Here is a 15,289-nt window from a genome sequence, read left to right as displayed (position 1 = left end):
CTGTCTAAAATTATAACGAAAATAGACGACACTTAATGACGTCTATTTTAAGTTTCTAAATAAATAACATGATCTGCGAGCGCGATTAAATCTTGATCATGCGTTACAACAACAACCGTTTTCCCACGCGCCTGTAAATCTTTTAGAAGATCAAAAATAAGATATTTATTCGCTGCGTCTAAACTACCCGTAGGTTCATCCGCAAGAATCAGATCACAAGGTTTAAGGAGTAATCGGGCAATCGCAATTCGTTGTTGTTCTCCCCCCGAACATTGATAAACATGTTGATCTAAAATATTGGGTAGTCCTACCTGATTCAAGGCATCAAGCATCGTATCTTGAGAAGTCTTTAACCCTTCCATCGCAATTTTTAAATTATAGGCTACGGTCTTTTCTGGAACCAATGCGAAGTTTTGAAATAAATAGCCAATATGATTGCGTAACATGGTGGTTGCCCTCCGTGAAAAGGGTTTAAGATTTCGCTGGGTTAAAATTGTGACATCCCCGCTATCCGGAACATCCAAAAGCCCCATGATATTTAAAAGCGTACTTTTTCCAGATCCCGAAGGACCGGCAATAATCGTAAAACTGTTTTGAGGAATCGTAAGCGAATAATCTTTAAGAATTACACGATTTCCAAATGTTTTGGTAATGTTTTCAAGTTGAATCATCCTAAATCTCCTTTCAAGAAATTCAACACATGTTCATTTTCAAATTTTCGAATTTGGTAAATCATCCAGATAAAATCCGTTAAGAGTACAAGAAATGATAGAAATGTTAGACTTTGAATCGAAATCTTTGGACTCCCTTCTGAAGCCATCCTCGTTGAATACATAATCACAATCACATAGCCAACCACAACAGACATCATATTCCACACAATCACGCCGCCATAACGTTCCATGTGATGTTTCCCCTGGAGATACTGTACTGAAACTTCCATACCTTTTTGGTCGATAAACATCTCAAAAATCAAGCTTGAAAACAAGACCATGAGCGATAAGGTTGCACCGAACATCACATAAAATTTAAATTGATTTTCTTTATACATTGTCATCGTTGTTTCAAAGACGTCTTCTAATCTTGTGATTTCAGGCATATCGCTCCACTTTGAAATCTCTTGAACAACGTGATTAAAAGAAGCTTCCTTCGATTGTGAAGCAAAGACTGAATTCGTACTAATCCACTCCACAAATTGTGCGTCTGGCGTCACTACTATTAAGATGGGGACGTTCCTACGAATGCTATTGCGGATATTTTGGTATGTTGTTGAGGCGACGTTTGGTGTTTGACGGACTGGGATGGTATCCACTTCAAAATGTGGTATTGGCATATCCTCACTGCCTTCAGGTACAAGCATCGTGTTCCTTTCAAGTCTCCTTAAATCAAGAACATGACCCTCTCTTGTGAGAATTGACTCACCGTTAAGTGCATTCCGATTTGTAATAATGTATCCCCGGTCTCCATGACGATCTATCATTGAATCACTATTGATATACGATAAACCATAATGTTCTACCAATTCAAAGACCTTCATATTAAACGCATCCGATTCACTCGATGTCGTGTCATAACCATAGTTAATTGAACTGATCATTAATCCTGATTGCAATGCTGGGGTCTTCGAAACAACATGTTTATATTGTCGAATGTTTTGATAGGAATCATAGATTCCTACCAAGGGAATCGCTAAGATTACTACCGCAACGATTTTAAACCATGGAATAACAATCTGGATAATCCTAGATTTTGTACGTCTCTTTAGAAACATGCTTTTTACAGTAAAAGTTTGAAATAAGAAAAACAGGATTATTGTAACCATGACAAACCCAAAATAGATTGCTGTAAGTATGCCTAAATTACGAAGATATCGTAGTGAGATCGTGTGAATGAAACCAATGTTTATCACACTCATCACGATGAATGTGCTTATGAAAACAGCGAGATATCCTAAAACGGGTCTTAGAAAGATTTTCTTAAAGATAAGAATCGGTCGGTTGCCATGGAGGTGTCGAATGGTGATTTCACGATTTTCTTCCAAATTAATCATGACAAGAATGGTAAATAACGTCCCAATCGTTAAAATTAAGAGTGAATTGGGAAATTCAAACGGATTGGTGAAAGCGTTCAGCTGCATGAGTTGATCAAGTACTTCAACTTCTCTAGAATCATCTGAAATCACCATACCACAGTAGGCGTGATCACTTACATCCGCACAGGGAATCAGTGGTTGCAGAAAATCGTTATAAAATGCATCTTTAAACGTTCCCATCTTTTCCGGTTGCACAAATACTTGAAGACCAACAATGAGATGCTCCGACTGATTGTCTCTATTTTCCAAAAAGTGAAGCGGATAGTAGTTGATTTCTGGATTGTAGGAATCACTTTTTGGCGCGTTTTCATTACGATTAAACGGTAATACGTACGCAGTCGCATCTTTTTGAAGCGGATTGTTTGAAATAAAGCGCTGTTCTTCTTGAGATTTAAAATTGAAATCATCGATACGGTCACTCAGTTTTAAGTGGTTCAAAACTTGACTTTGATCCGTATATACATAGAAATTATTGGTATAACGATCTTGAATATTAATCACACCATCATAATTATATTTTTGAAAAAACGCAATCAGTTCGCCAAGAAACGATGATTGGCTTCCTTGATACCGTTCCATACTCAAACTCATAGTTACTGTCTTCATTGACCCATTAAGCTGTTCTTGTTTAAAAAGCAAATTTTGACTTGCTTTATAGCCTCGATCAAATTGTGTAAACGTAATATTAAACAAAAGCAATGCCGTTAAAATCGTAAAAATGTAACCAAGTTTACGCATCAAATCCCCCCTTATTTTACGAAAAAACACAGAATTTTTACTGTGTTTTTCAATTAAAACATTTATTTCAGGCTTACCGTGGATGAATCATGGATTCGGGTTTTAAAGCCTCATCCACCTCAGCCTCACTCATCAAGCCTTGTTCAAGGACTAAAGTCTTAAGTGATTTATTTTCTTTAAGGGCTTGTTTGGTAATTTCAGAAACTTTCTCATAACCCAAATATTTCACCAATGCTGTTGCCATCGCAAGTGAGTGTTCCACGTAATCTTGAATGCGATGTTCATTAACTTTAATATCCTGAATTGCATGAATGCGTAACGTTGCACATGCATGACGTAAGATCTCCAAGGATTCAAACAAGTTATCGAATAAAACGGGTTCAAACACATTCAACTCCATTTGTCCGGCTTCGGCGGCAAGAGTAACCGTCGCATCATTACCAATCACTTGAAAACAAACTTGATTCACAACCTCAGGTATCACTGGATTAACTTTACCCGGCATAATTGAACTTCCTGGTTGTTTTTCAGGAAGAAATATTTCATTAAACCCTACCTTGGGTCCTGATGCCATCATCCGGATGTCATTACAAATTCGCGATAAGCCTACCGCAAAGGTTTTTAATGAACTATGAACATTCGCAAAGCCATCGACGTGCTTGGTTGCATCGACGAGGTCTTCTGCACTTACAAAAGATTTTCCTGTAATTCGACTTAAGTGCGAAACAGCTTGTTCGCGATACCCTTCAACTGAATTAATGCCCGTCCCTACTGCGGTTGCCCCTAAATTAATAACTTGCATTTCACTCAGAGACTGTTTTAACCGTTGGATATCACGGCGTATTACAGACTCATAACTATGAAAGACTTGCCCCATTGAAATCAAAACGGCATCTTGAAGATGGGTCCGTCCGACTTTGATGATCTTACTAAATTCCAGGGCTTTCGCATGAAATGTATCTGCGAGAAAGGTCATCTCTTCAACCAACAACATTCCAAGATTTAAAACCGTTAGTTTTCCAGCTGTTGGAATGATGTCGTTTGTAGACTGTGCCCGATTCACATGATCATTGGGATGGATGTAGTCATAAACACCAATCGGCCGGTTTAATATTTGGGCTGCCCGATTAGCGATAATTTCATTTACATTCATATTCATGGACGTCCCCGCACCTCCTTGAATCGCATCTGTGATAAATGCATCTTTATACTTACCACTTATAATCTCATCACATGCAAAAACAATTGCATCACAGCGAGGTCCATCCAACTCACCCACTGATTTATTGGCAAGGGCACACGCCTTTTTAACCTGAGCCAATGCTAGGTACATCATATCATTGACACGTCTTCCTGTTATCTGAAAATTTTGAAGTGCACGGACTGTTTGTGCACCATACAAAGCATCCTTAGGAACCTTAACGCTCCCTAAAGAATCATATTCAATACGAACATTTTGGTTTTTCATACCGTTCTCCATTTTGTCTTTAAGTTCATTTAAATATTACTGGGCTTCGTCAGGTTTAATCATTTTTTGATAATCAAAAAATGCATCAAATTCATCGGGACGCATTGCCCCAAGTTCTACTACGACCGTTTTTATGCTTTTACCCTCTTGATGAGCTTGATTCACAATTTTCGCGGTCTGATCGTAACCAAACTTACGATTTAAAAATGTGGCAGTCATTAAAGATTGATGCAGATTATCGGACATTTGGTGTGTATCAACATCAAGCCCTTTTAAACATCGAAGGTTAAAAGAATTCAAAGCATCCGAAAGTAAGCAAATTGACCGACTGGTGTTATGGATAATTAATGGCATAAAGGTATTTAATTGGAAATTCCCCAATGCCGCACCAATGGTAATGGCAGTTTGATTTCCCATAACTTGTGCACACACCATCATTAAGGCTTCACACTGTGTTGGATTCACCTTTCCAGGCATGATCGAGCTCCCCGCTTCATTTTCAGGCAATACGATTTCTCCCAAACCACAACGCGGTCCACTGGCTAAAAAACGGATATCATTTGCCATCTTCATACTGTTTGAAGCAATAGCGGCTAGGGCGCCTTGTAAGAAAACAAAACTGTCTTTAGAACTGATGGCATGGAATTTATTGGGAGTCGGTCTAAACGATTCGTGATACATTTGATTCAAAGCATCACATACCGCTTGGTCAAACCCTTCGTAAGCATTTAAACCCGTACCGACCGCTGTGGCACCAATTGCAAGAGATCGCAAAGACTCTAAGCACATATGTAATTGTTCAAGGCCTTCATGATACATATGCCGCCATGCCCCAAGCTCTTGACCAAACGTAATCGGTGTTGCATCTTGAAGATGTGTTCGACCGGTTTTCATTATAGATCCATATTCTGCGATTAATTGATCAAATGTTTCAATCATGTGTTCCATACTTGGAATGAGCCGAGTTTTAATCAACAAAACCGTACTTAAATGCATGGCAGTTGGGAACATATCATTAGAACTTTGAGCATAATTAACATGGTCATTGGGGTGAACGCCTTCCCCTTTAAAGTGCGTGTTTGCAATGTGTGCAATCACTTCATTCACATTCATATTTGTTTGGGTACCACTTCCGGTTTGCCAAATTGAAAGCGGAAATGCATCGTCTAAATCATTTTCTAAGATAAAATCGCATGCTTCAGCTATTGCACGAACCGTGTGTTCCGCTATTTTATGATGAGCATGGTGAACTTGGGCCGAAACTTTTTTTAAAACAATCAATGATTCAATCAAGGATTTAGGCATGGTTTCCTGACCAATTGGAAAATTTTCAATGCTCCGTTGGGTATTAACACCCCAAAGTGCATCGTTTGAAATCTCAATACGTCCAAACTTATCTTCAAATGTTGACATTTAGTCCTCCTTTGCAACACCCGTTTCAATGGCTTTTTGAGCTACTGCGTTTGATACTGCATCCACAACACGTGGATCAAGTACACTTGGAATAATATATGTTTCACTCAGTTCTTCTTCGGTAATTAAACTTGCGATAGCTTGTGCAGCGGCAAGTTTCATGGATGCATTAATTTCCGTTGCATAAACGGAAAGAGCACCTTTAAAAATTCCTGGAAAGGCGAGGACATTATTAATTTGATTGGGATAATCGGAGCGTCCCGTCCCAACCACACGTGCGCCGCCTTTAATTGCTTTGTCGTAAGGAACTTCTGGATTTGGATTTGCAAGTGCAAAAACAATAGCATCTTTATGCATTGACGCAATATCTTGTTCCGTCAATAAATTCGCAATGGAAACACCAATAAAAATATCTGCATCCACAAGTAAGTCTTGTAATGTTTGGGCTTCCAAGTCATCGCTTAGATACTGACATAAATCCGCTACAACCGCATCATCTTCATATGACTGTGTTGTTGAGATGATGCCTTGGCTGTTTGTCGCATAAAGATTTCGTGCACCGTATGCATAAAGCATCTTGATAATCGCACTCCCTGCAGCACCCGTTCCTGAGATCACAATCTTGGTGTCAGGTAACGCTTTTCCCACAAGACGACAGGCATTGATTAGTCCTGCTAGAACAACAATTGCGGTCCCGTGTTGATCATCATGAAATACAGGTATTGATAATGAACGCTGTAATGTTTCTTCAATAAGGACACATTCAGGGGCCTTAATGTCTTCTAAATTAATCGCACCAAATGATGGTGCAACCATCTCACAAAATGCAATGATGTCTTCAGGTGTTTGCGCATCAATCACTAAAGGAATCGCATTGAGACCTGAAAAGGCTTTGAAGAGCATTGCCTTTCCTTCCATAACCGGCAGGCCCGCTTCCGCACCAATATCACCTAACCCTAAGACAGCAGAACCGTTACTGATCACCGCGACCGTATTGCCCTTCCATGTATAGTCATAGACCTTATTGAGATCTTCTTTTATTTGAAGACAAGGCTCTGCAACGCCTGGAGAATACAAAAGTCTCAGGTCCTCTTGTGATGTTACCGGTTGTTTAATATCGACTTCAATTTTCCCTTGAAGTTTTCGATGTAATTCTAGTGATGCATCTTTTAATTGACTCATACAATACTCCTTCTATTTTATCTCTATTTTATCATTTTCATCTATTAAATAGGTTAAGGCTGTGTGTAAATCCAAAAGAAAGCAATTATGAACAACATGTTTATACAAAAAAGCCCGAAGCAAAGGCTTACGAGCTTTTTCAATCTAAAACTTTAAGATCTATTCACGATTTTTAATTGCCATCAATGCCATGCCTAAGAAAACAAAGATTGATCCGATATGATTATCTGAAATTCCAGTTTGCGGCAAAGTCTTCGTTTTGGATTGGTGTTGATAATGATTGGTGATATCAAATCCGTCGACTGTTGATTGATAATTTTGAATTGGTAGTTCATCAACTGTATAACGAATACGTTTTCCTTCTTTGTATTTTGGTAACATATCAAAGGAATACTTCCATCCATCATTTGCATAAACATCTTTCGATTGGACATGAACCCCATCAGCATAAAGTCGAATCGAAATAGAGTTTGGTCTCATGGTTTCTCGATTTTGATCGTTCCACAGTTTCTGGCCTTGGATTGAAATAGTTTCGAGAACATGAGTATTAGTAAGAATTGATTTTGTTCCATTTTCAAGCACTGAACTGCTTTGATATCCTGGAACTTCCGACACCTCTTGAACATGATAATCAACTATTACTCCGTTTGAATCAAATCTTGGCAAATCACTCCAAGTAAACATCCATTGCATACTTCCATCAAGGTTAACTGGATTACCATAAGGAACTTGGTTCGCATATAATTGCACCTGAATCGATAGCGGACGTAGACCATCCCGATTATTGTCATCATCCCATACCTTTAAAACCTGATGTGATATAGTATTCGATTGATAACGATTATGAAGGTCAAAGCCATCTACGGTTAAATCGAATCCTGCCACTTCATCTTCGTCAATTGAATAGAGAATTTCTTTTCCATCCAAAAATTTCGGGAGATTTGGGAATTGATATGCCCATCCTTGATCTTTGGTCACAGTTTTCGATTCAATTTTAGTTCCATTTGCATAGAGATTAACCGTTATTTCACTTGGAACCACACTTTGATTGAATGGTTGAGTATTTGGTGACACCGCTTCGCTTTTTGTGTCAAAATGCCAGTATTTCTTACCTTTAATTTCAATCTGTTCTGGACTATGACGGTTCGTAATGGTCAAGCCCTCAACAACAGAATCATAACCCGGCACCGCGTCCTCATGGACTGTATACACAATTTCATTGCCAGCATCATCCAACTTTGGAATATTTAAAAATGTATACTTCCAATTTGTTTCGGCTGAAACAAATTGTTTATAAGTCGTGTCTGCACCGTTTGCACGTAAACGAACCGCAATTTGATCGGGTCGAATTCCATCACGATTATAATCATCGTCCCATATTTTTTCACCCGATATTGAAATTGTATCGATAAAACGCTTATTAATAATCTCAGTATAATATTCTTTCGTCCCATCAAAATCATTTTCTGTGATGCGCAGTTCTTTATCTAGTCGCATATACCCTTTTGGAGCTTCAAGTTCTTTTATTGTATAGTGATCTTTTAAAAGACCCGTGAGTACTCCAATCCCAGTTTCATCAGTTGTGATTGTACCTACTGACTGCCCAACTGAATCACGGATGACATCAAACTTCGCACCGGCTAAGGGTGTACCCGATTCATTTTTCTTAAGAATTCGAATCGTGTAATGATATCCATTTGCGTATCCTCCCGATGTTTGAAATGTAAGCTCCGTATCTCGTTCCCTAATTATCTCCTTATTGGCTTTCATAACGGCATAGTTTTCAAACGATTCACCATTTAAGGCATCATGGTTCGAAAGTACTTTGTAATCAATTCGATAACCGACTTTATCTATATCACCGAAATCTACAGAAAATTGGGTTGCATCTTCATTTATCAATATTTGAAATTTATCCGTTACATCGCGACTTTCGTCCAAGACAAATGAGCCTGCATCATTTACACGCCAAATACCTTGTGTAATTTTAAAGCTTGAAACATCATATCTTAATCCCGGTGATTTCAATGAATCTTCAACATGAACATCATTATACGTTGCGGCTGAGCCATTGATTCTTAAGACATAACGGAGTTCAGTTCCGTTATCATTATTAAACCAAGCATATTTAGTAAATTTTTCAGAAGGATTATCACCAACTTTTTCGTATTCCAAATCACCAACAAAGTAAGATTGACCGTCAATATCAATCCATATAGGAACCGATTGCTTTTCAGTAATGGTTTGTGTATCAATGCGAACATTTACAAAAAGACCTCCACTGACATCTGAATGATGTTCGGGATAATCGGTATAGGTCATTAATATTGTTTTAGTTTGAGCATCCACTTTTGCGACAGCAATAACATCGCCCTTTTTATTTTCAATATTAAATTCTTGATCTTTTAGAAGTCGTAATGATTTTGGTAATTGAATAAGGGTGGTATCCCCTTTTTTCACTGTATTGTTAGGAAGTTCAAACTCAAAATTTAGTTGGACATCAGTCCATTGATTAATGTTTGAAAGTGGCTTCCCTTTACTATCTGTAATTGTCATTTTGGTAATATAACGATTATCCGCATATACATTTCGAACTGAAGCGGTCCCCAAAATGTTTAGAATCAAACCAGTCATGAGTATAAATACCATAAAATAATGTTTTTTCTTAAACATCACATACCCTCCTCTACATTTATGATTATATACATTCACAAATAAATCTTATATTACCTAATTTATGATCTCAACACGAACTCTACCATTCATAGTTGAACGGCAGCAATTCGTCAAAAGTCATTGGTATGACTCACTTTCAACTACAATAATTTGTTATTTTAAATGAGTTATTCACATGTGCGATGGCGTACAAATCGACAAACGAGAAGTAACATACCAAAGACAATTAAGTAGTGTGAAACAGTATCACGTTCGCTAACGCCCGTCAACGGCAAGGTATTTGGTTCTACCTTACTATTTGTTATCGTTTTGGATTTATTCGTAGATTTTGTTTCAGGTGGCATCACTGAGTGGGATTTATCCTCGTGTTGTTCTGGTCGATTTTGAGTATCTAAATCATGTTTTGGGGTGTTCTTCTCCTCTTGCGAAATCTTTGACGAGATTACAATTGTTACTGGATGAGAAACCATATGTCCCGATTTAAAAACGACATTAAGATTGCGCTTGATCGTACCTTCAACATCATAGTCGACAGGTACATCCAACGTCATTGTTTGAATCTCTGGATGATCCTTTAAAAGTGACTCAAACAAATACGGATTTCCTAAAGATGTCATAAATTCTTGAGGTAAATTTACTTTGGGCATTGGCTGCAGCGGAATAAGCGGGTTCGTTTTCACAATACGACCAATTTTCAAGCGACCCGTCATCATTTTTTCTCCATCACTCAAATCTTTTTTTAAGAAACGAATCTCATGAACTAAATCAAGATCTTTAAGTGTAAATTGATGGTTTTCATTATCATATGTGATTTTATCCGAGAAAATATCAGGCTTAATTACGTCTCCATCAATCCACTTAAATGGATTCTTAAATGAGTACACACCTTCATGTTCTAAAAGGTCAACTTCCGCAACTTGGTCAAATGCTTTCAAGTCTGTAACTGAACTTGGGATATGACTCAAATCAGAGATTCTATTTTTGGAAAGATCAAGTTCTTTCAGTTGCGGTAACGTTTTCAATGAATCTACATTTTTCAATTCATTATTTTTGAAATTCGCAAAGACAAGTTGGTTTAGTTGGGCTACATCTGGCAATGATTCAAGCCCCAACGATTCAAGCGTCAAATATTGGAGTTGGGGATGATTAAGACTCAACGTCCTTGGATTAATCCGTTCATCCCGAACGATAAGACGCTCAAGTTCATGGTAACCTCTCAGAAAGTTCGCATCTTCCATTCCGGTATTTACCATCGATAAATCACGGATTGTGTTGGGCAAACGCTCTGGATTAACGACATTAATATTTTGAAATCCAAGTTGAGTAAGATGAATATTTTTCAGAACATCCGCATCAAATTGTGTATCATTTTTCTTGAACTGAGTAATCAAGAGACTCTTTAATTCATTTAAGTGCTTGAGTGGGGTATAGTCCCGCACTCCTGAATTCATAATCATCAGTTTCTTTAAGTTTGGAATGTATTCAAATTCATCTAGACTTTTGGTATTGCGAACTGGAAATCGATTTAAATCCTCTATTCCCTTTAAAGACTCTAAATCAAAGGCATTTTCTTTTGATTTCAATGCCCGTTGGACGGCATTTCGAATCCCTTCATCCTCGAGGGTAATGGATGCAGCATATACAGGTATTTGAAACCAAAACATAAATGCACACAGTAAAACAACAATTTTTTTCTTCACGGTATCCTATCTCCTTTATTCTAAATGCAAAGCTTTCGCATTTAGAATATTCGATTTTTAGCGATTCGTCAACCTCTTTTATATAAATTTGAAGGATATACTCTAAAATAAAAAAATCGTCCTGTACTGAAAACATAAAAAAACAGACATGATAATTTTCATGCCTGTTTAAGAAAAACATACGTTTTAGTGTTCGCTACGCTTTGCTTTTATCACTTCTAAAACAAGTAACAAAGCACCGAAGCCAATGACCGCTTCACCATAGTATGATTTTGAAATTCCTGTATTAGGAAGTGGATCGGGTGTTTCAGGTTTCTCAGGAATTACCGGTGCATTATCATCAATAACGTGAACTGTTATCTCTGCATAAGTATTCTTTTCATCACTACGTGTCTTAGATTTTAGGCTATACATAATCGTGTATTCGCCTACTTGTTGTGTGTCGACGGAACCTTTGACGTCAATAGTATCCAGTGAGAACGCGATAGCATTCCCGTCTTTGTCTGTTGCGGACACGAAGTTATCTTTAGCATCCCACGTATCACCAACATGAATCGTCGAGTCTTTTGCGTTAATACGCGTTAAGTCTTCTTTGACCACAACCGTCGCAATTGAGGAAGTGGATCCATATCGATAGGTAATTAAATACGTACCTGGCTTAGTCGTATCAACAACCCCTTCAACAGTAATATCCTCAAAGGCAATCTCATTTCCCTGAGAGTCACTTGCTTTGACGAAATTATCTTCCGATTTCCACGTATCACCAACATAGATCGTACTGTCTTCAACATCAATTTTTACCGTTACTTTTGAAAAGGGTGTGATTACATTTCCTTTAAACTCAAGTTCACCACCGTTATAAACACGGTGATAAGACCATTCAGTAATCATTTCACCCGTGTCTACCGTAAAATTAGCCCAGTTCATCGTGGATGTCGTGTCATCAAATGTTCCCGTTGCATGACTTCCAAGCGGATCGACCCACACGAGTGGTTGACCCTCATAATCGATAAGTTCAATTTTTTGAGCATATGAATCACCTTGAAGTTCGACGGCATCTTCATAAATTCCCTGCTCATTAACGTAAATCATAACACCCGGACGAAGTGCTAAAATATCATTTAAAGATGAAATATCAGAAATATGATTTTGATCGAGGCTGATACTATTGGCATAACCAACATTAGGACCATCTGGCGCAATCGCAATGCTTAAGATGACGCCAATATCATCATTGTTTAATCCCGAATTATCAAGGTTTATCGTTGAAATCTTCTTGCCTTCTAAAGCAGCAATTGAACTTAGCGGATTGTTTCCAATTGATAAGTAACCGATGGCATCAAAATGAGCAAGTGCACTAATGTCTTCGATTTCATTGACACTTAACGTAATCATATCCATTTCAGTTTGTGGCATTTGATTTAAAAATGAAATATCGCTAATTTTATTTTGTGCTGCACCAAACGTTCTTAAATGAGCTAGGCTTGAAACAAACGAGATATCCGTTAAACCATTTTTTGTTAATAGTAGGGTTTCAAGATTATCCAATTGACCAATCCAACTAAAATCAGCACCGGCATAATGAGCTTCCGCAAACGTAATTGATAAGGATTCTAAGCTTGCCTTCGCATCAACAATAACTTCTAAATCCGTAACATGATCCCCTTTAATCTCAAGCGTTTTCAATACGGGATTGGTTCCAAGATTTGGACCAATTTCAATCGCATTCGCATTATTACGCAAAACGATATTTGATAATACCGGTAAATTTTTAATGGGTTCAAGGGATGTAACATTTGTATTTTGAATGGTAATGGTTTGAACATTAACAAGTTGATCAATTCCCGTTAAATCCGCTACAGACGCTTGATTAATGTCTAATATCGAAACGTTTAATAAGTCATTAGGGGTTAAGTCTTCAACCGCAACATTAACATTTGCAGCAATGATTTCACGGAGCGCAGCATCCGGTAATAAATCTTCTACCGTTCCTGCTTTTAAAATAGGCGTGACAGTGTTTTCTGAAGCTTCCAAAGCCATTAAAGGGGTAATCCCTGAGACAAGTAAACTTAATGCTGATGCAATCATAACCTTCTTTTTAATCATATATTATTCTCCTCTATACTTTAATTAGAAATATCATCAATACAAATAGAAAGCCTGGCTTCGAAAAAACACATTTTGAAAAACACAACCCCTTTCACATGATCAATGACCCCCTCTCATTTGTTTTTCAATTAAAAGTTGACTGATTGAAGTTAACGCGGAAACACGACCGCCCGTAACAGTTGAAACTATCACGGTATCTTTCAGACGGTCCACCCCAACGGTAAATGAGTCTGTAATGATAAGGGCGGCGGATGTTGGTTCAAAAACAAACTCAATCAACGATGGATTGTAGATATGACTTAATTCCGCCTGAATTTGGTCTCGTAAAATAAAATCATAAGCAAAATCCAAATAAATCGATACTTTTGGCAAATGAGTGGGTTTAAAAGGCATGGTGAGGGCCAAAAAATTCAGAAATGATTGGGGGAGCTCATACGAACTCAAGAGCGCTTCAACATTAATATCATGGACATTTGACTCAAATAGCGTTTGAAGCTGTTCATGCAACATCGATTCTCCGACCACGATATTTTCACACAGCGTGTAAATCACAAGCAACTCAGTCACATCCAGCGTCTCATTGGTCCAACCATAATAGGATGCAATTTGATGTTTGATGCGTTCCATAGTATGAACATGATCGATATCAGTTTGCATGTACAAATTAAGAATACGATCATGAACTTCTGAACTGTATAATGTTTGATTTAATTGGAACGTATCATGCAGAACTTGATCGATTGGAATATTAATGAAAGAGGCTTTATCTGTATTTATAAAAAGTGAGTATTGCCCCAACACCGATGTCGCATTTTGGTAATGACACTGAATCATCATTAGATCGGCCAAAGTAAATTGACGTGGCGTAAATAACTTAATAAAGCGGTAACTGTGATACAAGCAATTTAAAGGATGACCCGCAAGCACAATTGAATTTTCTTTCAAATCAAAACGCAAATCGTAGTTGGAAAACACATCATTAATTTCTTGAATGCGACGATAGGCCGTACTGCGCGAAATATGTAATGCGTCTTCGATCTTATTTAGGTGACAGTGTCCATCCGACCTAAAATCCTCTAAGATTTGCGAAATCATGGCCACACACTTACTTTGACTCGCATAAAACGCAAACATTTTATAAGCAATATTTCTTAAATAGTACTTTTCTTCTTGTTGAAGAGCACCGAGACTCTCATATTGAGTTCCCGTTACTTCGTAAACATCTTGCAAAACATCTTGAACAAGACGACTTTCATGGCGTTGTGAATAGAAGGTTTCTTGGGAACCCGATTTCAATGAAACGATCAATAATTCAAGTTTAAATTTTTCAGATTTATTCATCAATTCAATCATAGAATCCCCTCCTGTTTTTAGCCTATGGATTAAAAATTTAATGTAGTATATTAAGATGATAATACCATGTGATTGAACCTCACACTATGAAAATACATTTCACAGTACATCGGTAGTATTTCTGTAGCGTTATTTTATTATAGATATTCAACATGTGCGGTTCAATCTTTGTCTTGAAACGCCAAAAATTGTGACACAAAGACCTGAAAATGGAAAAAAACTCACAGAGACGTGGAGTTGTCAAACAAAAGTAGACATTAATAAAAAACTAGAAACCCTTATCCATTTTATATTGGATAGGGGTTTTGTAATTTAAACAGTAAGCAGGTCTTTCAAAATTGAAATAATGTACATATTCTTCGATAAAATTTTCAAAGTTATCTACGGACCAGTATTGATAATCACACGCCATTTCTGCTTTAATCCATCCATTTAATGATTCGATAATTGGATTATCTGTAGGTGTTCCAGCTCGCGACATAGATCTAATTATGTTATAATTTTCATGCGCTTTAGCGAAAGCTTTAGAGTGGTAGACAGCTCCTTGATCTGTGTGAA

The 15,289-nt window shown here is 37.5% G+C and carries 10 protein-coding genes; all 10 read right to left on the bottom strand.

All coding sequences use genetic code 11. From position 1 onward, the window contains the following. Positions 1-47 precede the first annotated feature (47 nt). Positions 48-671 carry an ATP-binding cassette domain-containing protein gene (locus EPJ90_RS00050; protein ID WP_161636546.1) on the bottom strand — a complete coding sequence of 208 codons (624 nt, stop codon included), beginning with the start codon at positions 669-671 and terminating at the stop codon, positions 48-50. Beyond that, positions 668-2,830, bottom strand: a complete 2,163-nt coding sequence (locus tag EPJ90_RS00045; RefSeq protein ID WP_200542378.1) for a hypothetical protein — start codon at positions 2,828-2,830, stop codon at positions 668-670. The genes EPJ90_RS00050 and EPJ90_RS00045 overlap by 4 nt, the downstream gene beginning before the upstream one ends. Positions 2,831-2,903: 73 nt before the next feature. Further along, positions 2,904-4,298: an aspartate ammonia-lyase gene (locus EPJ90_RS00040; protein ID WP_244660357.1), complete on the bottom strand. Its 1,395-nt coding sequence runs from the start codon at positions 4,296-4,298 to the stop codon at positions 2,904-2,906. 36 nt (positions 4,299-4,334) lie between these two features. Continuing rightward, positions 4,335-5,711: a class II fumarate hydratase gene (locus tag EPJ90_RS00035; RefSeq protein WP_200542376.1), complete on the bottom strand. Its 1,377-nt coding sequence runs from the start codon at positions 5,709-5,711 to the stop codon at positions 4,335-4,337. After that, positions 5,712-6,893, bottom strand: a complete 1,182-nt coding sequence (locus EPJ90_RS00030; protein WP_200542375.1) for an NAD(P)-dependent malic enzyme — start codon at positions 6,891-6,893, stop codon at positions 5,712-5,714. Between the two features lie 159 nt (positions 6,894-7,052). Next, on the bottom strand, positions 7,053-9,566 hold the full coding sequence (locus EPJ90_RS00025; RefSeq protein ID WP_200542374.1) for a Cna B-type domain-containing protein: 2,514 nt from the start codon (positions 9,564-9,566) through the stop codon (positions 7,053-7,055). Positions 9,567-9,736: 170 nt separating this feature from the next. Next, positions 9,737-11,269, bottom strand: a complete 1,533-nt coding sequence (locus tag EPJ90_RS00020; RefSeq protein ID WP_200542373.1) for a leucine-rich repeat domain-containing protein — start codon at positions 11,267-11,269, stop codon at positions 9,737-9,739. Positions 11,270-11,455: 186 nt separating this feature from the next. After that, positions 11,456-13,375: a bacterial Ig-like domain-containing protein gene (locus EPJ90_RS08515; RefSeq protein WP_200542372.1), complete on the bottom strand. Its 1,920-nt coding sequence runs from the start codon at positions 13,373-13,375 to the stop codon at positions 11,456-11,458. A gap of 102 nt (positions 13,376-13,477) precedes the next feature. After that, the gene (locus EPJ90_RS00010; protein WP_200542371.1) at positions 13,478-14,731 is read right to left on the bottom strand and encodes a helix-turn-helix domain-containing protein; all 1,254 of its coding nucleotides are present in this window, start codon (positions 14,729-14,731) and stop codon (positions 13,478-13,480) included. 268 nt (positions 14,732-14,999) lie between these two features. Then, the gene (locus EPJ90_RS00005; RefSeq protein WP_228410277.1) at positions 15,000-15,212 is read right to left on the bottom strand and encodes an integrase core domain-containing protein; all 213 of its coding nucleotides are present in this window, start codon (positions 15,210-15,212) and stop codon (positions 15,000-15,002) included. Positions 15,213-15,289 lie beyond the last annotated feature (77 nt).

The sequence above is a fragment of the Erysipelothrix sp. strain 2 (EsS2-7-Brazil) genome (genome assembly GCF_016617655.1).
GTDB lineage: Bacteria > Bacillota_I > Bacilli_A > Erysipelotrichales > Erysipelotrichaceae > Erysipelothrix > Erysipelothrix piscisicarius.
Note: the sequence above shows the minus strand (reverse complement) of the source record. Positions and strands in the feature narration are given on the sequence as shown.